This window comes from Aliiroseovarius sp. D2-2, from assembly GCF_055809455.1.
In genome coordinates, this window is the sequence record NZ_CM147913.1 from 1998185 (window position 1) to 2022765 (window position 24581).

24 protein-coding genes, 1 tRNA gene and 1 pseudogene are annotated in these 24581 nt (G+C 55.1%); 7 read left to right on the top strand and 19 right to left on the bottom strand.

Annotated features, from left to right (window positions below):
- Positions 1 to 4: 4 nt before the first annotated feature.
- Genes AC0L6A_RS09840 through AC0L6A_RS09850 form a run of 3 tightly spaced genes read right to left on the bottom strand, consistent with a single transcriptional unit; the run spans position 5 to position 3087 of the window.
- Complete coding sequence (locus AC0L6A_RS09840) at positions 5 to 271, bottom strand: acyl carrier protein (RefSeq protein WP_473289663.1); 267 nt, start codon at positions 269 to 271, stop codon at positions 5 to 7.
- Between the two features lie 27 nt (positions 272 to 298).
- The gene (locus AC0L6A_RS09845; RefSeq protein WP_473289665.1) at positions 299 to 1405 is read right to left on the bottom strand and encodes a UDP-3-O-(3-hydroxymyristoyl)glucosamine N-acyltransferase; all 1107 of its coding nucleotides are present in this window, start codon (positions 1403 to 1405) and stop codon (positions 299 to 301) included.
- Between the two features lie 56 nt (positions 1406 to 1461).
- On the bottom strand, positions 1462 to 3087 hold the full coding sequence (locus AC0L6A_RS09850; RefSeq protein ID WP_473289667.1) for a L,D-transpeptidase family protein: 1626 nt from the start codon (positions 3085 to 3087) through the stop codon (positions 1462 to 1464).
- Positions 3088 to 3450: 363 nt separating this feature from the next.
- Here AC0L6A_RS09850 and mepK point away from each other — a divergent pair, with 363 nt between their 5' ends.
- A complete protein-coding gene (gene mepK, locus AC0L6A_RS09855) occupies positions 3451 to 4032 on the top strand; it encodes a peptidoglycan L,D-endopeptidase MepK (RefSeq protein WP_473289669.1) in 582 nt (193 codons plus the stop codon).
- Between the two features lie 118 nt (positions 4033 to 4150).
- Entirely contained in the window at positions 4151 to 4894 is a 744-nt protein-coding gene (locus AC0L6A_RS09860; protein ID WP_473293453.1) for a glutamine amidotransferase, read from the top strand.
- 89 nt (positions 4895 to 4983) lie between these two features.
- Here the strand turns inward: AC0L6A_RS09860 and AC0L6A_RS09865 are convergent, their stop codons facing one another.
- The 5 genes from AC0L6A_RS09865 to AC0L6A_RS09885 all read right to left on the bottom strand — a co-directional run bounded on the left by AC0L6A_RS09865 (position 4984) and on the right by AC0L6A_RS09885 (position 8098).
- Positions 4984 to 5313, bottom strand: a complete 330-nt coding sequence (locus AC0L6A_RS09865) for a nucleotidyltransferase domain-containing protein (RefSeq protein ID WP_473289671.1) — start codon at positions 5311 to 5313, stop codon at positions 4984 to 4986.
- Positions 5314 to 5376: 63 nt separating this feature from the next.
- Positions 5377 to 5453, bottom strand: a tRNA-Arg gene (locus tag AC0L6A_RS09870).
- A gap of 120 nt (positions 5454 to 5573) precedes the next feature.
- Positions 5574 to 6062, bottom strand: coding sequence for a 30S ribosomal protein S9 (gene rpsI, locus AC0L6A_RS09875; protein WP_473289673.1), 489 nt, complete (start codon positions 6060 to 6062; stop codon positions 5574 to 5576).
- A gap of 2 nt (positions 6063 to 6064) precedes the next feature.
- Complete coding sequence (gene rplM, locus AC0L6A_RS09880) at positions 6065 to 6529, bottom strand: 50S ribosomal protein L13 (RefSeq protein ID WP_473289675.1); 465 nt, start codon at positions 6527 to 6529, stop codon at positions 6065 to 6067.
- A 150-nt stretch (positions 6530 to 6679) separates the two neighbouring features.
- On the bottom strand, positions 6680 to 8098 hold the full coding sequence (locus tag AC0L6A_RS09885; protein WP_473289677.1) for an aminotransferase-like domain-containing protein: 1419 nt from the start codon (positions 8096 to 8098) through the stop codon (positions 6680 to 6682).
- 94 nt (positions 8099 to 8192) lie between these two features.
- Between AC0L6A_RS09885 and AC0L6A_RS09890 the strand changes: the two genes are divergently transcribed.
- Complete coding sequence (locus tag AC0L6A_RS09890; RefSeq protein ID WP_473289679.1) at positions 8193 to 8426, top strand: DUF1127 domain-containing protein; 234 nt, start codon at positions 8193 to 8195, stop codon at positions 8424 to 8426.
- Positions 8427 to 8473: 47 nt separating this feature from the next.
- Here AC0L6A_RS09890 and AC0L6A_RS09895 read toward each other — a convergent pair whose 3' ends face one another.
- The 3 genes and pseudogenes from AC0L6A_RS09895 to AC0L6A_RS09905 all read right to left on the bottom strand — a co-directional run bounded on the left by AC0L6A_RS09895 (position 8474) and on the right by AC0L6A_RS09905 (position 9947).
- On the bottom strand, positions 8474 to 9091 hold the full coding sequence (locus AC0L6A_RS09895) for an SLAC1 anion channel family protein (RefSeq protein ID WP_473289681.1): 618 nt from the start codon (positions 9089 to 9091) through the stop codon (positions 8474 to 8476).
- Between the two features lie 85 nt (positions 9092 to 9176).
- Positions 9177 to 9464: pseudogene (locus AC0L6A_RS09900) on the bottom strand (SLAC1 family transporter); the annotation flags it as partial.
- A 57-nt stretch (positions 9465 to 9521) separates the two neighbouring features.
- Complete coding sequence (locus AC0L6A_RS09905; RefSeq protein ID WP_473289682.1) at positions 9522 to 9947, bottom strand: PaaI family thioesterase; 426 nt, start codon at positions 9945 to 9947, stop codon at positions 9522 to 9524.
- A gap of 56 nt (positions 9948 to 10003) precedes the next feature.
- Between AC0L6A_RS09905 and AC0L6A_RS09910 the strand changes: the two genes are divergently transcribed.
- Positions 10004 to 10807, top strand: a complete 804-nt coding sequence (locus tag AC0L6A_RS09910) for an enoyl-CoA hydratase (RefSeq protein ID WP_473289683.1) — start codon at positions 10004 to 10006, stop codon at positions 10805 to 10807.
- A gap of 11 nt (positions 10808 to 10818) precedes the next feature.
- On the opposite strand, the gene AC0L6A_RS09915 is transcribed toward AC0L6A_RS09910, so the two are convergent.
- Together AC0L6A_RS09915 and AC0L6A_RS09920 are read right to left on the bottom strand one after the other, a co-directional pair.
- A complete protein-coding gene (locus AC0L6A_RS09915; protein ID WP_473289685.1) occupies positions 10819 to 11595 on the bottom strand; it encodes a class II glutamine amidotransferase in 777 nt (258 codons plus the stop codon).
- A gap of 9 nt (positions 11596 to 11604) precedes the next feature.
- Positions 11605 to 11811, bottom strand: coding sequence for a DUF6356 family protein (locus AC0L6A_RS09920; RefSeq protein WP_473289687.1), 207 nt, complete (start codon positions 11809 to 11811; stop codon positions 11605 to 11607).
- A gap of 111 nt (positions 11812 to 11922) precedes the next feature.
- On the opposite strand from AC0L6A_RS09920, the gene AC0L6A_RS09925 reads away from it, so the two are divergent.
- From AC0L6A_RS09925 to typA, 3 genes are all read left to right on the top strand, one after another.
- Entirely contained in the window at positions 11923 to 12381 is a 459-nt protein-coding gene (locus AC0L6A_RS09925) for an Lrp/AsnC family transcriptional regulator (protein WP_473289689.1), read from the top strand.
- 54 nt (positions 12382 to 12435) lie between these two features.
- On the top strand, positions 12436 to 12765 hold the full coding sequence (locus AC0L6A_RS09930; protein WP_473289691.1) for a DMT family transporter: 330 nt from the start codon (positions 12436 to 12438) through the stop codon (positions 12763 to 12765).
- 103 nt (positions 12766 to 12868) lie between these two features.
- Positions 12869 to 14689 carry a translational GTPase TypA gene (typA, locus tag AC0L6A_RS09935; RefSeq protein WP_473289693.1) on the top strand — a complete coding sequence of 607 codons (1821 nt, stop codon included), beginning with the start codon at positions 12869 to 12871 and terminating at the stop codon, positions 14687 to 14689.
- 74 nt (positions 14690 to 14763) lie between these two features.
- Here typA and AC0L6A_RS09940 read toward each other — a convergent pair whose 3' ends face one another.
- From AC0L6A_RS09940 to guaB, 6 genes are all read right to left on the bottom strand, one after another.
- Positions 14764 to 15051 (bottom strand): DUF1330 domain-containing protein, encoded by a 288-nt coding sequence (locus AC0L6A_RS09940; protein WP_473289695.1) that lies wholly within the window; start codon positions 15049 to 15051, stop codon positions 14764 to 14766.
- A 74-nt stretch (positions 15052 to 15125) separates the two neighbouring features.
- Entirely contained in the window at positions 15126 to 17771 is a 2646-nt protein-coding gene (gene alaS / locus AC0L6A_RS09945) for an alanine--tRNA ligase (protein WP_473289696.1), read from the bottom strand.
- A gap of 139 nt (positions 17772 to 17910) precedes the next feature.
- Positions 17911 to 18987, bottom strand: a complete 1077-nt coding sequence (recA, locus tag AC0L6A_RS09950; RefSeq protein ID WP_473289698.1) for a recombinase RecA — start codon at positions 18985 to 18987, stop codon at positions 17911 to 17913.
- Between the two features lie 266 nt (positions 18988 to 19253).
- Entirely contained in the window at positions 19254 to 21644 is a 2391-nt protein-coding gene (locus AC0L6A_RS09955; RefSeq protein ID WP_473293455.1) for an ATP-binding response regulator, read from the bottom strand.
- 192 nt (positions 21645 to 21836) lie between these two features.
- Positions 21837 to 22997, bottom strand: coding sequence for an RsmB/NOP family class I SAM-dependent RNA methyltransferase (locus AC0L6A_RS09960; RefSeq protein WP_473289699.1), 1161 nt, complete (start codon positions 22995 to 22997; stop codon positions 21837 to 21839).
- Positions 22998 to 23021: 24 nt separating this feature from the next.
- Positions 23022 to 24470: an IMP dehydrogenase gene (gene guaB / locus AC0L6A_RS09965; protein WP_473289701.1), complete on the bottom strand. Its 1449-nt coding sequence runs from the start codon at positions 24468 to 24470 to the stop codon at positions 23022 to 23024.
- Positions 24471 to 24581 lie beyond the last annotated feature (111 nt).

A 24581-nucleotide genomic window follows, 5' to 3' on the forward strand; every position in this document is an offset into this window, starting at 1 on the left:
TTGCTTACGCGGCTTGGTCCGCGACCAGGCCCTCAACAGCGCGGATGATCGCAGCGACGGATGAGATATCAAACTCGCTGTCTTTCGGATCATTGGCGTTAAAAGGTACTGAAATATCAAAGGCTTCTTCGATGGCGAAGATGCTTTCCACCAGCCCCAGACTATCGATGCCCAGATCTTCCAATGTTTGGCCTAGATTTACATCGCCCGGTTCAAGCACGGCCTGTTCTGCGATGATGGCGATGACGCGGTTCTGAATACTGTCAGACATGTGGTTTCCTTTCGCGTTGGCGAATATCTAGTCCTTGTCTACGAGTTTTGTAACTGTTTTTTGAAGCTCACGTAACGTCTCGGCCAAGCGTGGCAGGCGGCGCAATTCGCGACGAATGGCCATCTCGGTTTCGATTTTCACAGCGGGGCTGCCCAATACGGCACGACCGGCTGGAACATTGGTGTAGATGTTGGTCCCACCACCAGCAATCACATCATCCCCGATGAAGATATTGTCACTGACTCCGACCTTACCGCCCAATACAACGCGATTGCCGATCTTGGCAGATCCGGACACGCCCACATTGCCGCACATCATGACATCTTCGCCCACTTCGGCGTTGTGCCCGACCTGCACCTGACAATCGATTTTGGTGCCACGTCCAATACGGGTGGCGCGGATGGTGCCGCGGTCGATGGTTGACCCTGCACCCAGCTCCACGTCGTCGCCGATCTCGACCCCGCCCAACGAATGAACGCGAGCCCAATGGGCGCTGCCTTCGACCGAGGCTGCTGTTTCCCCTTCGGCCATATTTCCACGCAGGCTTTCAACTGCGCTTTCTTTGTCCAACGTCACAAAGGAAAACCCATCACCACCGACGACCGAGTTCGATTGGCCGGTGTAGCGGTTCCCAATGGAGCACAAATGCGCGATGCGTGCGCCAGGATGTAGGATCAAGTCATCGCCAATGACGGTTCCATAGCCAACCGAGGCATGCGCTCCGATCTGTGCATTCTCTCCGATCTTCACGTCCTCGCCGATCACCGCCAGTGGACCGATCCTTGCACCACGGCCAATTTCAGCGGTTTCATCCACCACCGCAGAAGGGTGTATACCTTGAACAATCCCAAGTCCTGGATCAAGTGCTCGGGTCAGAAGTGGCATCGCGGTTTTCCCGCGTGTCATGCATATCGCACCGTCCAGGCCAAGCGCCTTCCAGTCAGCACCTTCCCACAACAGGGCGGCACGGGCCTGCCCTTGGGCGATCCCGTCTGCGTATTTGGGGTCCATCGCCAAAGCAAGCTGATCCGGCCCAGCGTCCTGCGGCTCGGCAGCGCCGGACAAGGCAATATCTCCATCGCCCTGAAATTTAGCCCCAAGTGAGGCCGCGATATCTGAAAGGGTGAATGTCATTCAGCGTTCCTTTGATAGTACCAAGCCGGTTTGCCCGATTACCGTATCCAAAGGATTTAACCATCCACGGCGCGAAGTGCTACCCCAGCATTCTGCAAAGCCGTCCAAACTTTCGCATCTCGCCCATAAATGTCGCGACGATAGTTTACACGCCCCTTCGCTGGTGCGACCGCTGTACGGTAAACTAGGTGCACCGGCACGGGCTGTTCCAAGTTGATCCGTGATTCCTTACGCGTATTCAGCGCCTTGTGGAACGTCGCCTTTGGATCGCTGCTTTGCTTCGCCAAAAGAGCGTAGGCAAAGTCAAACGGGTCGCTAAGACGAATGCAGCCATGACTGAAGGCGCGCACTTCCCGTGCGAACAAGCTTTTCGACGGCGTATCGTGCAAATAAATGTTGTGCTTGTTTGGGAACATAAACTTCACAAGCCCCAGCGCATTGCGCGAAGATGGCGGTTGTTTGATCGCAAAAGGGAAGTTGCGTGCGGTAAATCTTTTGAAATCTACGGCACCTCGGTTCACAACGCGCCCGCGGCTGTCGATCAGCTTCAGATGGCTGACCGCATTTGGATTGCGTTTGAGCATCGGCAGATACTCTTTCGTTGCGATCGAGCGTGGCACATTCCATGTGGGGTTAATCACCAAGAATTCCATCACATCCGAAAACTCGGGGCTGCGTTGATCAGAAATATTCTTACCAATGACCGAACGCGTTTGGAACGTGACGCTTCCGCCATCCACAATTTTCGCAGTAAAATCGGTCAGGTTCACCCAGACATGACGCTGTCCGCGCTCAAAATTCGTCCAGCGCTCACGCTCCATCGCCACAAGGATCGACGACAGACGTTTATCAGGCGAGACATTGATTTCTTTGATGGTCCCCGCACCCGCAACGCCATCATCATTCAGACCGTGATCCGCTTGAAACTGCTGCACGGCTTTCTGGATGGATGCATCATAGCTTCGGCTTGCAGATCGGTTCAAATAACCCATTCGAACCAATCGGTTACGAAGCGAAATTACTTCATTTCCGCTTTGGCCGGGTTTCAGAGATTTTGCCGAAACAACCTCGCCCCAGCCACCGTGTTGAAGCTGCTGCTCAAGGCGCAACCGCTCGCGCATCAGTCGGCCGTATTCGGCGTTCGTTGGCGGCAGCGTTTTCAGATACCGTGCAGGTGTACCCCCAGCAAATGCTGACAGAATTTCGGCACCATCTATACGATCGATTTTCCGTACGATCCCGCTGTCGACTTTCGAGGGTTTCAGGATGCCCGAATTGACGCCTTGCGCATAAGAGACGAGCAGTTTGGACAGCTCAACCTCAAGCGCGCCCAGTTCCCGAACCGATGAGACATTTGCCATTCGACTTTTCAGGTCTTCAATATCTACAGCCGGCAATCCGTGATCACTGGCCCCTGCCAGTGCCGCAAGCAGCGCTTGGCGCCGTGCCAAATCAGCCTGAGACGTACCTGTCCAAATCGGCTGGTATGCATTTGCACGATAAAACGCTGCGACCTCGCTGTTACGCGCCGCAGCTTCCGCAACAGATTGTGCAAAGGCGGACACAGAGCTTTGCGCCGTGGCGACTGAAGGCGTGTTGAAGCTGAACGTCACAGCGCCAATGGCTGCAAATGCAAATGTCAAAAATGGCGAACGTGTCCGCGTAGGCAATGTTTTCGTCATGTGATGTCCGAAATGATATCAATCGTGCTGAAAAACAGTATTCCAACATCTCGGACCGACTGTCTATTCACAATAAAGAAAACTCCCGGTGGTTTTGTGAATAACTTTTGCCACCACTCCTGGATATCCTTACCAAATCTTTCCGAAATGCAGCGAAGGGGTCACGGTTAACCAGAGTTTTAGGAATTTCAGCAAATTCCTGCCGATTTTTCTTGAACCCGTTAAGCGACTGAAAACTCTACTTGGCGCACGATTCGAGTTGTGCCATAAGAAGGCACGCCTGGGGTATAGGCACACACACCTGAACTGACCACAGAGTCACACGGGATTGAAGACAGGCAAGCGACGGGACACGCTACGACTATGACCTACGGGACTTCGAACGGCTTGAAATCGGGCATTACACGACGCGGATTATTGGGTGCATTTGCAGCCACCGCAGTGACAACCGCCCCCATGTATGCCAATGCAGCTGGCTTCCTACGCGGTGGCGGCGATGTTCGCCGTCTGGCCATGTATTCTGGCCGCACCGGTGAAACGATCAACATGATCTACTGGATTGAAGGCAAATACATCAAAGACGCCTTGAAAGAGATCAACCATTTCATGCGTGACTGGCGTACGGACACGTCGATCAAAATCGACACCCGCACCGTCGACATCATGGCTGCCGCACATGGCCTGATGGATGTTCGCGAACCCTACACCATGCTTTCGGGCTATCGTTCGCCCAAGACCAACGCAATGCTTCGCTCCCGCTCTCGCGGTGTGGCGAAGAACTCGCTTCATATGAAAGGTCAGGCCGCTGATCTTCGCCTGAAGTCGCGCTCAGTCAACCAGATGTTCAAAGCTGCTGTTGCCTGTCGTGGTGGCGGTGTCGGACGATACTCTGGCTCGAACTTCGTGCATATGGATTGCGGCGTGGTTCGTACTTGGGGCCGCTAAGCCCAACTTACATTGATGTTGAAGAAAGCGCCGCGCAGGCGCTTTTTTTGTGTCTGGGGTGGTGTTGACCCGCCTGCCCCGCTTTGGCATCAAGTCCCGAACGCAAGGCGAGGCCCCGATGAAACCCTTCTTGATCCTACAACTGCGCCCCGAGACCGATGCCTCGGATGACGAGTTCCAAGCATTTCTGTCAAAAGGCGGTCTTGCGGTGGACGAAGTGCATCGCATTCGACTGGATCAAGAGGATATTCCGGCCAACTTGGACCTGTCCAACTATGCTGGCGTCATTGTTGGCGGCGGACCCGGCTGTGTGTCGGACGCGCCGGAAAAGAAATCCATGATCGAAGCCAAGATCGAAGCGGAATGCTTGTCCTTGATGCCTCAGATCACCGACCATGACATCCCCTTTCTGGGCTGCTGCTACGGAATTGGCATTCTTGGTCATCACCTTGAAGCTGGATCGGTCTCCAAAGATCAATTCGGAGAACCCGTCAGCGCCAGCCCGTGCCGCGTGACCAAAGAAGGTCAGGATGATCCGCTTTTGTCAGGCATCCCCGACGCGTTCGAAGCCTTCGTCGGGCACAAGGAAGCCATGCAACACCTGCCTGACGGCTGCGTGCAGCTGGTCACCTCAGCGCCCTGCGCGTTTCAGATGATCCGCTATGGCCAGAATGTCTATGCCACACAGTTCCACCCAGAGGCCGACGCGCATAATTTTGAGACACGGATTGGCATCTACAAGCACCACGGCTATTTCCCACCGGAAGAGGCCGACGTGCTGATCGACATGGTACATGCCGCAAATGTGCATGCCCCTGCGCAAATTCTACGGAATTTTGTGGACCGGTATCGCGAGAGTTAAGCCGCAACTAGAGTGTGAATGCTAACTGGAGTTCTAAGAACAAAGGTCCAAATGGACGTTGTTATCTTAAGAGTAACGAGCCGTCCTGCTTAATCTTCTCTACGGAAGAGCAAGACACCATCCCGTTGAACGCCCGGCCCAACGAAATCCAGACCAGCATCCGCTTCGTACCACTCTAAATGCGGCTGATGTCCCAGGACAAGATCCGGTGCTTCTTTGTAACGTTTGTGCCAGAAAAACCAAGTGCCGTACCCGCTGTTTGTGCCAGGTGTAGCTCGCATAACTAGCGCAAGATCAATGTCACTGTCTTCTCTGTTGTCTCCGCGAGCACGGCTACCATACAGATAAACTTCGACAATCTCGGAATGTTGCTGAGCCCACTTAATGATCTTTTTTCGATCTTCTTCTGATAAACTCATGTTGGAAACACTGCTCCATCTCGCGTGACTGATTTGGATAGGATCTTTGATTATTTGGAAAACTGGCGCACCCGAGAGGATTCGAACCTCTGGCCTCTGCCTTCGGAGGGCAGCGCTCTATCCAGCTGAGCTACGGGTGCCTCAGGCGGATATAGGCCATCCCCCTGCCCCTCGCAACACGAAATGAGCCGGATTTCAAAGCCCACAAAAGAAAAGGGCCGCCGAACCGGCAGCCCCTTCCAAAACTTGTTGTCCAGCGATTAACGCTTCGAGAACTGGAACGAACGACGCGCTTTGCGGCGGCCGAACTTCTTACGTTCAACAACACGCGAGTCACGGGTCAGGAAGCCAGCAGCTTTCAGGGCACCACGCAGCGAGGGTTCATAAAGCTGCAGAGCTTTTGAAATCCCGTGCTTTACGGCACCAGCTTGGCCCGACAGACCGCCGCCTTTAACGGTGGCAACAACGTCGAATTCACCTTCCACACCAGCAATCTGTGCAGGCTGACGAACGATCAGCTGCAGCACCGGGCGTGCAAAGTATTTGTCCATTTCTTTACCGTTCACGGTGACCTTGCCGGAACCCGGCTTGATCCAAACGCGGGCAACCGCGTCTTTACGCTTACCGGTGGCATAAGAACGACCCAGCTCGTCACGGACGGGCTCACGGGGGGCTGCAATCTCAACAACGGCTTCGGTGCCTTCTGCGACGGCGTTAAGCTCGTCCAGTGATTTGATCTCTTCAGTCATGATCAGCCCTCACGTGTGTTTTTGGGGTTCATCGACTTGACGTCCAGCACTTCGGGGCTCTGGGCCTCGTGGGGGTGCTCGGCGCCGGCGTAGATGCGCAGATTGGTCATCTGCTGACGGCTCAGAGGGCCACCTGGCAGCATACGCTGAACCGCTTTGGTCAGCAGACGCTCGGGGTATTTGCCCTCAAGGATCTGACCCGCAGTGCGCGACTTGATGCCGCCCGGGTAACCGGTGTGCCAGTAGTGCACTTTGTCGGTGCGCTTCTTGCCGGTCATTTGTACTTTGTCCGCATTGATCACGATGACATTGTCACCCATGTCCATATGCGGCGTGAACGAGGCTTTGTGTTTGCCACGAAGACGCATAGCGATAATCGATGCCAGACGACCAAGAACAACGCCTTCGGCGTCGATGATGATCCACTTTTTGTCGATATCTGCAGGCGTTGCAGAGAAGGTTTTCATTGATTCAGCCCTGATTGGGTTTCGGATGGGCTGGTTTTAGAGGTTTTGCGCGGCGGGTCAAGCGCAGTATGGTCTATTAAATCGTTCATTATCAATAGGTTGCAAATAAGGTATTATTTTACCCCACATCAAATCACTGCGAGTCAGCCCTTATGCGCTTAAAGTATCCGTTGGATTGTCCAAAAGCTCGACCAGTTCAGACAGCACGGACCGGAAATGATCCAACGGCATCTGCCCGTTCACCGAAATGCGGACCGCTTGCGGGGATGGTCCATCGCGCAAAGCAAAATCATCCCCGGGGCGCACCCGAATACCCTTGTTTTCAGCCTTCTGGCAGAAGTTCGAAACACGCCAGCCTAGGGGCAGCTTAAGCCAGAAGAACGGGACATCATGGCTCCACCCCAATTCGAACCGGCCCAACATGTTCACTGCAATTTCGATGTATTCCCGGTTTCTCCGGCGCATCTCGGCCATGGACTGTGCAAGATCGGGATGCGTTAGCACTTGGTACAAAATCTCAGCCGTTGGCGATGAAATTCCAAAATAGTTCACATCCACCACCCGCCGCAATTTACCCGACCAGTTAGACGGCGTAACCGCGTAACCAGCCCTAAGCGCAGGCGATATGGTTTTCGAGAATGATGAAATGAACCAAGACTGTTCAGGCAGCATAGATCGATAGCTGGGCGCACGCGCCGGCCCCAATCGATAGCAATCATCCTGCACCACATGAAAGCCAAGCTTTCGCGCTACATCTGCAACCTCATGGCGCCTTGCTTCGTCCGTCACGCGACAGGTCGGATTATGTGCCTCCGGCATGGTAAACAGAAGACTGGCCTGCGAACTGCGCGCAACATGCTCCAACGCTTGCGGGTCCACTCCGCGGTCATCCATCGGTACTGCCACGACCTTCGCACCCAAAAGCTCAACAGCGCGCCTTAGCCCCGGATATGAATGCTCTTCGACCATGACAACGCGCGGACCTTCGGCCAGCAAGGTCTGCATCGACAGCATGATCGCGTTCTGCCCACCATTTGTAACAACGATGTCTTCCGCGCTTAGCCCACCCCTTTCGCTTTCCGGGATGTGGTCCAACAATGCTTCACGCAGGTATGCTTGTGACCCGTGAAATGGATAGCGCAGCAAAAGCGTATCTGGCAGGTCGGCCGCTGCATTGATTGCATCCCTGATGATGCTGACCTGTCCGACATCTGGCAAGCGCGGGGCAAACAGGAAATCCGTCTCAGGCTCGTTGTGCAACGCATGTTCTTGGCGCTTCACATACCCCATACCTCGTGCAGGTCGTGGGGTCGCGAGGTCCTTCATGGGCTGGACATAGGTTCCACGCCCCACTTCCGCCAAAACCCAGCCTTCATCCCCAAGGATCGAATAGGCGCGTGCGACAGTTCCTGGGGTGATCTTAAGCTCCCACGCCAGCTCTCGCACAGGGGGGAGCTTTTCACCTTCTGGCAAAGCGCCTGTTTTGATGGCGTCCGCCAATCCATTTACAAGCCGTCGGTATTTTGGCCCCTGCCCGCCTAAAAGCTCGGCTGAAAATATTGTACCCATAACAATGTTCCAATTGTGCGTAACGCGTTCGGTTTGTATCAATACGTTATGACATTAACGTCATTTTGTATCAATACAATTCTTGGAGTTCAAGATGGAACACGGAAACACGTACCGGCACGACCGGCTCGCCTTTCTAGACACACAACGCCCCTTGCCCGCCATTGCGGAACTGGCCCTTGTCGTCGCTGTGACCATCACCAAATGGCGCGTGCGACTTAGCACACGACAGGCGCTGAAGGATCTACCAGATTATCTTTGCAAGGATATTGGTGTCGCGAAAACCGATGCGCAGTTTGAGTCGGAAAAGCCCTTCTGGCGTGACTGATACCTAAACGGACCTCTTACTGGGCCGGGGTTTTCCCCGGCCATTTTTTATTCAGGTACGCAAATCTCACCACGAGCGATGGCTTTACCGGTCCTGTAGATCAGGCCAGCAACCACCCCACAAAGCACCAACAGCAGTAAAAACCCAATTTGTTCATGCGCCCGCGACCCATCAAGTTGAGCAAAGCGGAAAGAGGCAATCGACAGTGCAGCGATGGGAAAGCTTAGCGCCCACCAACTGAGCGCAAAGGGCAATTTCGCAAGACGCGGCACCTGCGCCACCACGAGGGCTGCAAAAATGTAGCCCGCATTCAGCAAAATCCGCGCAAAACCATCAACCTCTCCGGTCATCGAAACATAGGCCAGAAACGCCACGGCTGGCGGTGCGATCAAGATCACCATTGTGGGAAACAAACGTGCGACAATTGGATCGTGGAAGATAAGCCGGTTCATCACCAAGGTCAGAAGCACGATCCAGAACAGCATCCCGCCTGAAAAGAAAAGCCAAGACGTCTCGATATACCCCATCCGAGCCCCAAGAACCGGGACAATCACGTTCCCCACGGCTGGAATGAACCATGCAGGTGTCAGATGACCCACTTGGAAAGACCGGTGACTGATCCACCCCGAAATCACGGCAATCGTCAACACACCCTGCCCCGCCACACCCGCAAGCCAGAATCCACTCTGCCAGCGTTTCGTTGTGCGGGTGGGTGGCCGTAGCCAGCAACAGAAGCGAGATCGAGATTGTTGGGAAGAACGCCAATTTCACCGGATGGTGCCATTCTTCGATCACCATTCCGGGATGCCGCAGCGCTTTGGCCACATAGATCATTGAAATGATGATCATGATCGCCGCACCAATCAGCAGCACAAGTGACGAGGCGTTTACCAACATAGGCATGGACGGTGCGCCCGCATGCAAAGCCAATGTAAGACCCATGATCCCCATCACGATGGCGAAAAAAGTCACGGGAAAATGCGCCAGACGGCTAAACTCAGCGGGCATGTTGTCTTGGGGGTCAGTTTCGGTGCTCATCAGAACCTCGGGGACATATTGCAATCCCCTTATGGGTGCGCTTTTCCCCCTTGGGGGTCAAGCCCGTTCGGGTGGGATCGAGTATGTCAAACTGGCACGGGCGACCGGGCGATCATCGCCTTCCGAAAAAATCAAGACATCCCCAACAGCCAAGACCCGTCCCATCTTATGCAATGTCGCATGGGCCAGAAGGTCCGCATCAGATGCCGGTTTGCGCATAAAATCAATTGAGCAATTGGTGGTCACGGCCAATGCCTTTGGACCGATCATGGCAAGGATCGCAAGGTACATAGCCACATCCGCCAAAGCGAACATTGTTGGTCCGGACACAGTTCCACCGGGCCGCAGATGCTTGTCACCAATGCGCTTGCGGATCGTCGCCCGCATCGGCGCGACCTCGGCCACTTCGAAATCATCCGCCACTTGCGGAAACTCGGTCTGCAGAAAGGCCTGCAAGTCACGTTGCGTCATTTTCAACTGCATGGTTTCCCCTATGTCACTTCCCGCCTATCGTGGGCCGGACATGATGGGAGGACAAGATGGCAGAACCACTTCTGATCCGCGAGGACGCAGCGTCAATTGCGCGTTTGACACTAAACAACCCCGGCGCATTGAACGCGCTGTCTGATGCAATGCTGGCCGCGCTTAAGGCAGAGCTGATGGCCTTGGCTGAAGATGACAGCATTCGCGCCATCGTGATTGTCGGTGCAGGGAAGGTGTTCTGCGCGGGCCATGACTTGAAAGAAATGACAGCCGGACGCGCGGCAGAGGATGGCGGGCGCGCTTACTTCGCGGACCTTTTCGCCCGCTGCGCCGAAGTCATGACCTTGATCCCTCGCCTGCCCCAACCTGTCATCGCCGAGGTTCATGGAATTGCCACCGCCGCGGGCTGCCAATTGGTGGCCACCTGCGATATGGCCGTCGCTGCTGAAGGCACACGGTTTGGCGTGAACGGCGTGAATATCGGGCTTTTCTGCTCGACCCCCATGGTGGCTTTGTCACGCAACATCCCTCGCAAAGTCGCGTTTGAAATGCTGACCACGGGCGAGTTCATCAACGCCGAACGCGCCCGAGAGGTTGGCTTGGTCAACCGCGTTGTCCCGCATGAAAACCTGCGCGCCGCAACGGATGAGCTGGCGACTACTGTGGCAACAAAGCTGGGCGCTGCCGTGAAAATCGGCAAATCTGCCTTCTACGATCAAGCTATGATGGGCTTGGAAGAGGCGTATGACTTCGCAGGTGAAGCTATGGCCGAGAACATGATGCTGCGCGACACGGCAGAAGGCATTCAGGCCTTTATCGAAAAGCGCAAGCCGGAGTGGTCGCAGAACGAAGACGCCTAAACAGCATCAGGTCATGGCTGAAAGGCCGTGACCTCGGCATCCCGTCCATAGAATTGCGCAATGTGACCGGGCGGAAGACAGATCCACCCCCCTTCGCTTTGATCCAATGGCTCTGACACCACGGCCCAGCCCTGACGGCTTTCGGACCAACGATAGTAAACCGAAGGCGCATATTGATCTGACGCGCATCGTGCTGCCCATAGCGACCGACCATCCGACATTGCCGCAGACAGGCGTAAATGCGGGCTGGAGCCGTGAGCGCGAGACAGGGCAAGCATCTCGCCCGTCGCGTGCTTTAACGCCTGGGGCACGTCAGCCCCCTGCCCGATAGCGTCAATCGCCAACAAGAACAGAACTTCGCTATCCGTCGCACCTTTACGCTGGCTGTACAGCGCATCAGGGATCAACATGTCGGCCTGTTTGCGGAAATGCTCAAAGCCTCCGATTTGCCCGTTATGCATGAAGCTCCACTGCTCATAGGCAAAAGGGTGACAATTGTTGCGGCTGGTTGCTGACCCAGTCGATGCCCGAACATGCGCCAGAAACAACGGAGACTTCACCTGACGCGCAATGGCACGCAGGTTGGGATCAGACCAAGCCGGAAGCACATCACGATACAGCCCGGGTTCTGGCCTTTGATCGTACCAAGCCACACCAAACCCATCCGCATTGATAGCAGTTTTGGCTTCTTCTGCCTCTTGGCTTTGCTGGATCAAGGAATGGCCGGGTTGAACAACGACCTCTTCCATGAAAATCGGTTCACCTAGATAGGCGGCCCAACGGCACATAAAGCCCCCTTACTGTCCCCGGTTATGGGTCTTTGCATAAAGCTTTGCGATGATGCGGCTGCCTGTTTTCTCAAATGCCGCCGGAATAAACGCGTGTATAAGCGCTGCCCCCGCCGCCAGAAAGAGCCAAAAGCTGAATGTCGCAGCAAAGCGGGCATGCTGGAAATAGGTCTCGTCGACCGACTGGGGATGTTCGATGAAAATCCGGTTGATCATTTGGTGTCTCCTGTTTGCGTACATACAGAATACTTAACTTCGGCAAGAGAACTTCCCAATGTTGCGGCCAAACAGGTTGTTATTGTGATTTTATCTCACTATTCTACATTTATGGTAAACATTGATGCAATTGACAGAAAAATACTGAGCGCGCTGCAACACGACGCGGACCAAAGTCTGGAAGACCTTGGGGCGCGTGTTGGCTTGTCGCGTAACGCCTGCTGGCGACGCGTGCGAAATTTGCAAGAAAGCGGGTTGATCCGCAAACGGGTCGCACTTCTTGATCCGCAAAAACTTGGGTTGGGCCTGTCAGTATTTATTCAGGTTCGCACGTCGAACCACGCGCCGGAATGGCTTACGCGTTTCTCTCGTGCCGTCAAACTGATGCCGGAGATACTGGGAGCGTACCGGATGACCGGCGATTTGGATTACCTTATCCATGCGCGCGTGCGCGACGTGGCGGATTACGACGCCCTGTATCAACGATTGATCGAGAAGGTTGACCTAAGCGATGTCTCTGCCAGTTTTGTGATGGAAGAGCTGAAGGAAACGACTGAATTGTCGCTTTAGGGCCAGATTGATCCGCTGGATTTGCCCTATCCTACCTCAAACGAAAGCCGCCCCATGCCCTACTTCATTCTGATCTTGGCCGTCATTGCGGAAACCATTGGCACCACTGCGCTTCAAGCAAGTCAGCAGTTCACCCGCCTGTGGCCTTCGTTAACCGTGGTGGTGGCCTATGCGATCAGCTTCATTTTGCTGGGATGGGCGTTGAAATACATGGCCGTTGGGGTGGCATATGCCATCTGGTCGGGCTTGGGTATCGTGTTGATTGCGGCCATTGGTTATGCCCTTTTTGGCCAAAAGCTAGACGCGCCTGCGATACTGGGGCTGTGCATGATCCTGGGTGGGATCCTTGTCATTCACCTGTTTTCGCAGTCCGCTCAACACTGAACAGGCGAAATACCCGCACCCAAACGCATTTCTACTGGCAATCATGCCGCAACCGGGCTATGCGCGCCCTAACTTATCCCTTTTTCATTCGAAGGTGGCCCTTATGGACCTGCGCAATATTGCGATCATCGCCCACGTTGACCACGGCAAAACAACCCTTGTTGACGAACTTCTGAAACAATCCGGAGCCTTCCGGGAAAACCAGGCCGTTGCCGAACGCGCTATGGACAATGACGCGATTGAACGCGAGCGTGGCATCACGATTTTCGCCAAGCCGACCTCGGTTGAATGGAAAGGCACACGTATCAACATCGTGGACACCCCCGGTCACGCCGATTTCGGCGGCGAGGTTGAACGCATCCTGTCGATGGTTGACGGCGTTGTTCTGTTGGTGGACGCCGCTGAAGGCCCGATGCCGCAGACCAAGTTCGTAACCTCGAAAGCGTTGGCGCTGGGCCTGCGCCCGATCGTAGTCCTGAACAAAGTGGACAAGCCCGACGCCGAACCCGACCGCGCGCTGGACGAATGCTTTGACCTGTTTGCAAACCTTGAAGCCACCGAAGACCAACTGGACTTCCCGCATATGTATGCTTCAGGCCGTTCGGGCTGGGCAGATCACGAACTTGATGGACCGCGCGAAGACCTGCACGCGCTGTTTGACCTGATCGTCAACCACGTCCCTGCCCCCAAGCAGATCGCGCATCAGGGCGAAGATTTCCGTATGCTGGCCACCACGCTGGGTGCGGACCCGTTCGTGGGTCGTATCCTGACCGGTCGTGTTGAAAGCGGCACGCTGAGAGTCGGCGCCACTGTTCAGGCCCTCAGCCGTATCGGTCAAAAGATCGAACAATTCCGCGTCACCAAGATCCGCGCGTTCCGCGGTCTGGAAGAGGCCGATATCGAAGAAGCGCAGGCTGGCGACATCGTCTCGATTGCAGGCATGTCAAAATCCACTGTGGCCGACACGATCTGTGCGCTGGCGGTCGATACGCCGCTTGACGCCCAGCCGATCGATCCGCCCACAATCACCGTGACCTTCGGCATCAACGACAGCCCGTTGGCGGGCCGTGACGGTAAAAAAGTACAGTCGCGCGTCATTCGTGATCGCCTGATGAAAGAAGCGGAATCGAACGTCGCCATCAAGATCGCAGACACCCCCGGCGGCGAAGCCTTTGAGGTTTCAGGCCGTGGGGAACTCCAAATGGGCGTTCTGATCGAAAACATGCGTCGCGAAGGGTTCGAACTGTCGATCTCGCGCCCGCAGGTGATCATGAAAGAAGAAAACGGTGTCCGCATGGAGCCCGTCGAAGAAGCCACAATCGATGTGGATGACGAATACTCCGGCGCCGTGATTGAAAAGCTGACCGGTGCGCGCAAAGGCGAGCTGGTCGAAATGAAACCAGCTGGCGCTGGCAAAACGCGTATCATCGCGCATGTGCCATCACGCGGTTTGATTGGTTATCACGGCGAGTTTTTGACCGACACGCGCGGCACCGGTGTGCTGAACCGCGTCTTCCACGGTTGGACTGCACATAAAGGCTCTATTCCCGGTCGTCGCGCTGGTGTTCTGATCTCGATGGAGAACGGACAATCGGTGGCATTCGCGCTGTGGAACCTTGAAGATCGCGGCAAGATGTTCATTGGCGCGCAGGTTGATGTCTATCAAGGCATGATCATCGGCGAACACAGCCGTGAAAACGACCTTGAGGTGAACCCGCTGAAAGGTAAGAAACTGACCAACGTGCGCGCCTCAGGCACCGACGAAGCGGTCCGCCTGACCACGCCGGTTACACTCTCCTTGGAAGAGGCGATTGCCTATATCAACGACGACGAACTGGTCGAAGTGACACCCGAAAACATCCGCCTACGCAAACGCTATCTTGACCCGCACGAGCGGAAACGTCAGGCGCGCGCTGCACAGTAAAGCGTTTGATATCCAAGAATGACAAAGGGGCCGAAAGGCCCCTTTATTATTTCCATTCAATAAGTTGCAGTGCGTCACTCATCCGTTTCTACAACCAGCAATTCCCGCTCAGATGCTCCACGCGCATGGCCCAGTGCTTCTTGGTATTCGGGTGAGTGATAGCAAGCCTCGGCGGCTTCGACGCTTGGAAACTTTGCCACGACATTGCGCGGCCGATCTTTGCCCTCTAACTGAACATAGCGCCCTGCGCGCGCGATGAAATGTCCGCCATGTTTGGCAATCGCGGGCCCAGCCAGCTTGGCGTATTTTCCATAGGCCTCTTCATCCGTAACGGTAACATGGGCAATCCAAAGGGCAGGCATGGGCAGTTCTCCAACTAATAAGGCCGCGTATCGAGCAAACGATACGCGGCCTTTTTGTGTTTGGAAAGGGCGGTTTAGCCCGTGATGGCAGCCTCTGCTGCTGCAATCGCCTCGGCCGATTTGGATGCATCCGCACCTCCACCTTGCGCCAGTTCGGGACGTCCACCGCCCCCTTTGCCACCCAGCTCCGGTACAGCAGCTTTTACAAGGTCAACCGCCGACAGCTTGTCCGTCAAATCGGATGTGACACCCGCAGCGACGGCAACCTTGCCATCATTGTCCGAGATGATCAAAACCGCGCCGGAACCCAAGGTGTCTTTCTGTTCGTTTACAAGCGCTTGCAGGTCTTTCCCGCCGACACCCGAAATGGACATGGCCAGGAATTTCACGCCATTGATTTCTTTCGCTTCTGCACCTGCTCCGGCAGCTTTCGCCAGCTCGCGCTTCAACGATGAAATCTCGTTTTGCAGCGCTTTGCGTTCGTCCATCAGACCTTTCACGCGGTCCACGACCTCGTCCGGTTTGGCTTTCAACATGCCCTGAAGCTCGGACCCACGTGTGGCTTCAGCTTCGATATGCGCCACTGCAGTTTTGCCGGTCAAAGCCTCGATCCGACGAATGCCGGCCGCTGACGCACCTTCGGACAGGATCACACAGATGCCAATGTCGCCGGTCTGTTTCACATGGGTCCCACCGCACAGCTCGATCGAATAGGTCTCGCCCCCAGTGCCCTTGCCGGTCGCCGCATGCCCCATCGAGACCACGCGCACTTCGTCACCGTATTTCTCGCCAAACAGCGCTTGCGCACCGATGTCGCGCGCATCGTCCGGCGTCATGATCCGTGTCTCAACCGGCGAGTTTTGGCGAATGTAAGTGTTCACTTCACGCGCAATATTGCCAAGCTCTTGTGCGCTTACTGCCTTGCTATGGCTGAAATCAAAGCGCAAACGATCCGGCGCATTCAACGACCCACGCTGGGCAACATGTTCACCTAATTCATTGCGCAACGCCTCGTGCAGCAAGTGCGTGGCCGAGTGGTTGGCGCGAATGGCACCGCGACGCAGATGATCAACGGCCAATTCGGCGCCCTGCCCCTTGGTGATCTCGCCCTCGTCAATTTTGGCGATATGGATGAAGACGTCGGCCACTTTCTTGGTGTCGGTTACATGGGCCGAGCCGCTTTCCGTGCGGATCAGACCTGTGTCCCCGACCTGACCGCCGCTTTCAGCGTAGAACGGCGTCTGGTTTACGACGATCATCACCTCGTCACCTGCTTTTGCGCCGTCCAATGGTTTCCCGTCTTGGACCAACGCCATAACCTGCCCTTCAGCATGTTCGGTGTCATAGCCCAGGAACTCGGTCACGCCGTGTTCTTCTGCAATATCAAACCAGATGGTCGCGTCAGCTGCTTCGCCCGATCCGGACCACGCCGCACGCGCACGCGCTTTTTGTTCTTCCATCGCCGTATCAAAGCCCGGCTGATCTACCCCATGACCCTTTTCGCGCAGCGCATCCTGCGTCAAATCCAGCGGGAAGCCATAGGTGTCATAGAGTTTAAAGGCAGTTTCACCCGGAAGGTCAGCGCCTTCTGTTAGGTTCGATACTTCATCATCCAGAAGCTTCAAGCCACGATCCAGCGTCTTCTTGAACCGAGTTTCTTCGTTCAAAAGCGTCTCTTCAATCATCGCCTGACCGCGAGAAAGCTCAGGGTAAGCTTGCCCCATCTGCGCCACCAGTTCCGGCACCAAACGATGCATGACCGGGTCCTTAGCCCCCAGGAGATGCGCATGACGCATGGCGCGGCGCATGATGCGACGCAGCACATATCCTCGGCCTTCGTTAGACGGCATCACGCCATCCGCAATCAAGAAGGAGGTCGAGCGCAAGTGATCCGCGATCACCCGATGATGCACGTTCTTGTCCCCAAAAGGGTCAACGCCGGTCGCATGGGCCGACGCCTCAATCAGCGCTTTGAACAGATCAGTGTCGTAATTGTCGTGGCTTCCCTGCAGCAGTGCCCCGATGCGTTCCAGCCCCATGCCGGTGTCAATCGACTGCATTTTCAGATCGACCATCGAACCGTCTTCGAACTGTTCATTTTGCATGAACACGATGTTCCAGATTTCAATGAAACGGTCGCCATCTTCTTCCGGGCTGCCCGGAGGGCCTCCCCAGATGTGTTCGCCATGGTCGTAAAAAATCTCGGTGCACGGACCGCAAGGACCGGTCGGCCCCATCTGCCAGAAATTATCCGACGTGGCGATACGGATGATCCGTTCTTCCGGAACGCCCAGCTTTTTCCAGATGTCATAAGCTTCGTCATCCGTGTGATAAACGGTGACATAAAGCTTCTCTTTCGGGATGCCGAATTCCTTGGTGATCAGGTTCCACGCAAACGGAATGGCTTCGGATTTGAAGTAATCTCCAAAGCTGAAATTCCCAAGCATTTCGAAAAATGTATGGTGGCGCGCTGTGTAACCCACATTGTCCAGGTCATTGTGCTTGCCGCCCGCGCGCACACATTTCTGAGAGCTTGTCGCGCGTACATAGTCGCGCTTTTCCACCCCAGTGAAGAGGTTCTTGAACTGCACCATGCCCGAATTCACGAACATCAGCGTCGGATCATTGCGCGGTACAAGCGGAGAGCTGTCCACGATCGTGTGCCCTTCGCTTTCGAAGTAGTTCAGGAAGGTTGAACGGATATCGTTGAGGCTGGCCATTCTCATCTCGTCTTTTATGCGCTGTTGCTTTCGTTTACCCCTGCACGCGCGTGCTGTCCACAGCACAGGCCATGTCTCTTCTTCTCAACGAAAAAAGGACCGGCCGAAGCCGATCCTTTGATCAAATTATCAGATGCAATCAAGCCTCAAGAAGCCCGTCATCATCTTCTTTCTTTTCGGCCTCGGGCATATCGAAATCAAGCCCATGAGCGGCGCGGATCTTGTCTTCAATTTCAAGCGCTGTGCGGTTGTGTTCTTTCAAGTAGGTCTTGGCATTTTCACGCCCCTGCCCGATGCGTTCGTCGCCATAGCTGAACCAAGCGCCAGACTTCTCGACCACGCCAGCTTTGACACCAAGGTCCAAAAGCTCGCCCATTTTTGAGATACCTTCGCCATACATAATGTCGAACTCGACCTGTTTAAACGGCGGGGCCACCTTGTTCTTGACGACCTTCACACGCGTGGCGTTGCCAACAACTTCATCCCGATCTTTGATCGCGCCGATGCGGCGAATGTCCAAACGAACCGAGCTATAGAATTTTAGCGCATTGCCGCCAGTAGTGGTTTCCGGACTGCCAAACATCACGCCGATTTTCATCCGGATCTGATTGATGAAGATCACCATGCAGTTGGAGCGCGAAATTGAACCGGTCAATTTGCGCATTGCCTGGCTCATCAACCGAGCCTGCACGCCAACATTGCTGTCACCCATATCACCTTCGAGTTCAGATTTCGGTGTCAGCGCAGCAACGGAATCTACCACAACCATGTTCACCGCGCCCGAACGCACGAGTGTATCCACAATCTCAAGCGCCTGTTCACCAGTGTCAGGCTGCGAAATCAGGAGCTCGTCCAGATCAACGCCCAGTTTCCTGGCATAAAGCGGATCCAACGCGTGCTCAGCATCTACAAAGGCGCAAACCCCGCCCTTCTTTTGCTCTTCCGCAACACAATGAAGCGTCAAAGTCGTCTTACCCGAACTTTCAGGGCCATATATCTCGACAATCCGCCCCTTGGGCAGGCCGCCAATTCCAAGCGCAATATCCAACCCCAATGAGCCGGTCGACGTCGATTCAATTTCGGTCACCGGATTATCCGCGCCAAGTTTCATGATCGAGCCCTTGCCGAACTGGCGTTCAATCTGGGCCAGAGCGCTATCGAGCGCCTTTTGCTTGTCGCTGTCTTTTTTCATCTCGAAAATATCCGCTATTGCCATGTCCTGCCCTCACTTATTCCATACCCGCCTGCATGCGGCAATCAAAGGGTTGTTCTTGTCTTGTTCTAGCACCCTGTATGAGTACATAATGAGAACATTTCAAGTAAAGTTTTCATTGAATATTATTCTATGTCGGATTGGTAACCAAGTTCTTAACGCCAGAACCAAGCCATGAAATCAGCCAAAGAAACCGGCATTTAGCCTATTTTATCAATGACTAATGATAATGATTGGCTTGGAAAAACCTGCAAAGAAAAGTCAGTAATTCAGTGAATTTGTTCACCAACTGTCGCTGTTAACTCGGTCAGTGAGAACGGTTTAGGAAGGAAAACCGAGTTCGGAATGCGAGCTTGGTGATCCGATACCGAATCTTCGGCATAGCCAGATACGAACACAACTTTCACGTCGGGCCGATCTTCCAACGCCTTCGCCACCCATGTTGGACCATCCATGCCGGGCATGATCACATCCGTGACAAACACGTCCACCTTCAAAGCCGTATCTTCAAGCGTCTTTAAGGCCTGTTCTGCACAGTCAGCCTCTAACACCGTATAGCCGCGCATCCGAAGTGCGCGCGACGCAAAAGCCCTGACCGGCGCTTCATCTTCCACCAAAAGCACAATTCCACCGGATCTGTCTTCGGCTTCCAATTCGCACGGGGGCACCGTTTGAAGGGGTGCCGCGTCCCCAATTGGTGTTGTCGCCTGTTGAGGAGGAACAGTATTCATGAACCTCGGTATCTCTGTCGCGTTTGTGGGAGGGCCTGTATCGTAGTCGACGATTTGACCCGTCAGCAATGCCGCCTCAACTGTTGGATCACTTGCATCACCCCCAGCGTCATAAGACACCTCATCCGGGTCACTGTCGCGGCTGACTGGAAAGTAGAGAGTGAAGGTTGTTCCCTGCTCGGGCATGGTATCCACAAAGATGTACCCACCCATCTGCTTCACAATCCCATAGGCCATAGACAAACCCAGCCCCGTGCCCTTCCCTGCTTTCTTGGTTGTAAAGAATGGCTCGAAAATCTTAGCAATCTTATCTGCCGGAATGCCCGTGCCCTGATCGATCACACGGATGGTGACATAGTCGCCAGAGGGCACATTGGCGCGATCCCTTTGAAGCGCGCTTTCCAAAATCACATTGCGCGTTTCCACGCGAATTGTCCCCCCCCGCTCCATTGCGTCGCGGGCGTTCACCACAAGGTTCATGATCACCTGATCCAATTGACGCCGATCCGCACGAATTGGCAAAAGTGCCGCGTCATGGTCAAGTTGGAGATTGATTTTCTCGCCCACAAGCCGGTTTAGAAGGTGGGTCAAATCGGAAAGGGAATCTGTAAGCAAAAGCTTTTCCGGTCGAAGTGTCTGCTTGCGCGAAAAGGCAAGCAATTGCCGGACCAGCGCCGCAGCCCGATTGGCGTTTTGCATGATCTGGGAAAGGTCCGAATAGGCAGGATCCTTTTCGTCTCGCCCCAACATCAGAAGATCACAATGCCCAGAGATTGCGGTCAGCAAGTTATTGAAATCATGTGCAACACCCCCGGCGAGCTGCCCAATCGCCTCCATCTTCTGGCTTTGAACAAATTGCGCCTCCAGAGATTTCAGTTCGGTCGCATCCTGCAAAACCGCCACCAACGCCGTGCCCGTTTCTTCGGTAATTTGTGCCAACGATATCTGAATGAAGACATCATCGTCCGACCGCGTAGCACGCACAATCTCGGATCGGCCAAGATGCCGGCCGGCATGTGCTTCGCGCAGCCATTCCGTGACTGATCGCCCCAACCCCTCAACCTGATCAGCCATTAGCGACCCAATCGCGTCGTCATCACCCAATAAATCGCGCGCGCGGCGATTGGCCATGGTGATACGCCCCCCAACATCAAGCTTCAGCAAGGGAACTGGAAGGCCATCGATAAACGCCCATTCTTCTGATGACAGCTCGGGGGCTGAGTTTGGTGGCAGCAAATAAATCTCACGTCGCCCAGCCGTGACCGGAACTTCCCAGATCAATGCTGGAACCGGGCCTTCCCTGCCGGACACCAGCATGATTGTACCGGGTTGGACTGGAAGTTCCGTGAAAATCCGATCAATTGTCGTTTCGCGGCCGCCCAAAAGGTCACGCGCGGCGTCGTTCATAAAAAGAACTGTCCCGGTCTTTGAGACCTTCAACATCGGCAAGTTGATGTTTTCGCCTGCGCGGCCAAACGCCCCTCGGTCCGTCAGTTTTTCAAACCGCCACAGATAGCCCCGGCCCTCAACAAGATGGGCCGATACACGTATCAATCCACGTGAAGAGCTCACGTCCTCGCTTGCGGACCCCTTGGCTTGCGCGCGGGCTTGCAGACGATAAAGAACCGACGCGGGGGCGACAAACAGGTCAGACAGCTGCGCCGACAGGACATCATCATCCTGAGGCGCCAAAAGCTGACTTGCGGCATCATTTCTATAAAGAACGGCCCCATCAGGGTCTGTCAGACACACTGAAACCGAGTCATTTTCGACGACATCCGTAATTAGGTGCATCAAGCGATCACGTTGCAGTTTTTGCAAAATGAAGACCAACCGCACTATCACCGCCAAACAGACAAAAGTCAGTCCGGTTACAACCAGACCAAGCCCGATCACTGGCATCACGACAAACCACGACGCCCCAAGCATTGCAGCGCCAATCAGCAACAATGCAAAGGTTTTCGGAGCCAGACGATTGGCCGCAAGCGTAAACGGGTGCGAGGTGAAAGCAGTTGTGTGCACGGCTTTTCTTTCTTTGTATCGAGCTCTTTTCTGGAAGAAGAGAGTTAAGCTCTGATTAACAAAGAAACGTTAGCAACCTTAAGTTGATGCTATCAAGTGCTATCCGCGTTTTAGTTGGGCTAAATAAAACCCGTCCCCACCGTCCAAGGGCGTGAACTGACGCTCTGATATCAGTTGAAAACCACTTTGATCCGTCAAGAAGCCCTGCACTTGCTCCCCGTTTTCACACTGCAAGACCGAGCATGTGGCATAAGCCAAAACACCGTCCTGTGTGATGTAATCAGGCATGCTGGCAAGGATATCCTTCTGAGCAGTCTGGATCTGCGCAAGCCTGTCAGGTGTAAGCAGCCATTTGCCATGAGGGGCACGCCGCCATGATCCACTTCCGGAACATGGCGCATCCGCGAGCACCAGATCAAAAGGGGGCAAATCCTTCAAATCGTCTGGACGAACGCGCTTGATTGAGACACCTGCGCGCTCAGCGCGGTCTGGGATGTCCTTCATCCGCTCCCACGAAAGGTCATGTGCGGTGACATCCGCCCCAAGGGCCGCCATTGCCAAGGCTTTACCGCCACCCCCCGCGCAGAAATCCAATACCCGCATTCCGGGTTGAATGTTCAACGCCTCGATCACAGCCTGAGAGGCTGCATCCTGCATCTCGACATATCCATCAAGAAAGGCCCGTGACACTTTGACTTTGCGTGGATTTTCAATGATCTCAAGCGCGGTTTCAGAGAGGTCATTTGGCTGCGACCCAATCTCATCTTCCGCCAGCATCTTGGCCGCGTCATCCCGGCTGGTACGGGCCAGATTTGTCCTTACAAACACGGGTGCCCGCTGACGCAGGCTGTCCAAAACGTCGTCAGCTTTGGGGCCCAGACTTTCGTCAAACAGGGGCAGCAACCACGCGGGGCAGTCAAGCTGCTGCGCACGATCAAGTTCACCCGTAAAGGAAAGCTCATCCTGTGTAAGCTGTGAAGGTGCGTGACCTTCTGCCGTGAAAAGCTCTGACGGATCCCGACCCTGCCCACGCAGCAGCCCGATCATTGTGGCCCGGCCATCCGTGCCACCCCCAAGCGCCTGAGACGACAGCAAACGCCGCACAGCATCAAACACATGATCGCGAATGGCGGCACGATCTTTGGAACCGGCAAACCGATGATTGCGCGCCCACCTGGTCAGAGCTTGTTCAACAGGCGTGCCCGACAAATAGCTGTCGAGTACTTCAATGGCAGCTGCAACGCGCGCGCCGGGCGTCATGGGCGGATCCCGATCATCATAGGCTTAGCCGATCCGATAGTTCGGGCTTTCGCGCGTGATTTGCACGTCATGCACATGGCTTTCCTTCAGTCCTGCACCCGTGATTTTCACGAAGCGGCAGTTCTTGCGCATCTCTTCGACTGTTGCACAGCCGGTATAGCCCATGGCTGCACGCAAGCCGCCCACCAGTTGGTGAACAACCGTGCCCGCAGGACCTTTATAGGGCACCTGCCCCTCGATCCCTTCAGGAACGAGCTTGTCGGATGCGGCGTCTTTCTGGAAATAGCGATCAGCCGAGCCGCGCGCCATGGCACCCAGCGATCCCATTCCACGATAAGCTTTGAACGAGCGGCCTTGATAAAGGATCACCTCACCCGGGCTTTCATCGGTACCTGCAATCATCGACCCAACCATGGCGCAGCTTGCGCCGGCTGCGATGGCTTTTGCGAAATCACCTGAGAACTTAATACCGCCATCTGCGATGACTGGCACGTCACCTGCGGCTTCAGCACAATCCGAAATGGCCGTCAGCTGGGGCACACCCACACCCGCAACCATGCGCGTGGTACAAATCGAGCCGGGGCCAATGCCCACTTTCACCGCATCCGCGCCGGCCTCGATCAGCGCGCGTGTCGCTTCACCGGTGGCAACGTTGCCTGCGATGACCTGAACGTCGCTGTTCAGTGCTTTCACGCGTTTCACCGCCTCGATCACACCTGCCGAATGGCCATGAGCCGTATCGATGATCACAATATCAACGCCAGCATCAATCAACGCTTCAGACCGGGCAAAACCGCTGTCTCCGACCGAGCTTGCCGCGGCCACGCGCAAGCGACCCAAATCGTCCTTACAGGCAGTTGGGTTCAGAACGGCCTGTTCTGTATCTTTCAAAGTCAAAAGCCCGGTCAGTTTGCCGTTTCCGTCGGTAACCAGAAGCTTCTCGATCCGGCGGGCTTTCATCAGGCTTTTCGCCTCTTCCAGCTCGGCCGGTTCTTGCAGCATTGCAAGGTTGTCCGAGGTCATCATGACGCTGACGGGTGTGTCATCAGATGTCGCAAAGCGCATATCGCGGTTGGTCACAATGCCAACAACATGGCCCTTGTCATCGACCACCGGGAAGCCCGTCACGCGGTAACGTTCCTGCAGGGCCTTGGCATCCGCAAGCGTCTGATCAGCGGTCAGCGTGATCGGGTTATAAACGATCCCGCTTTCAAAGCGTTTTACCCGGCGCACTTGGCGGGCTTGCTCTTCTACATCAAGGTTCTTGTGAATGACCCCCATGCCGCCAGCCTGCGCCATGGCAATGGCCATCCGCGCCTCGGTCACCGTGTCCATTGCCGAACTCATCAGCGGGATGTTCAGGGCAATAGAACGCGTCACACGCGTGGTTGTGTCAGCAGTGGACGGAAGCACATTGCTTGCGGCCGGCACCAGAAGGACGTCGTCAAAAGTGAGCGCCTCGCGAATCTCCATGGGCTATCTCCTCGGGAGTGTTCGTTTGACACGTCCCTATCTCATGGGTTGGGGCATTTGGAAAGGGGGCAGATGCGTTTTCTGCCGTGAAGCATAGATTTCTTACGTTGT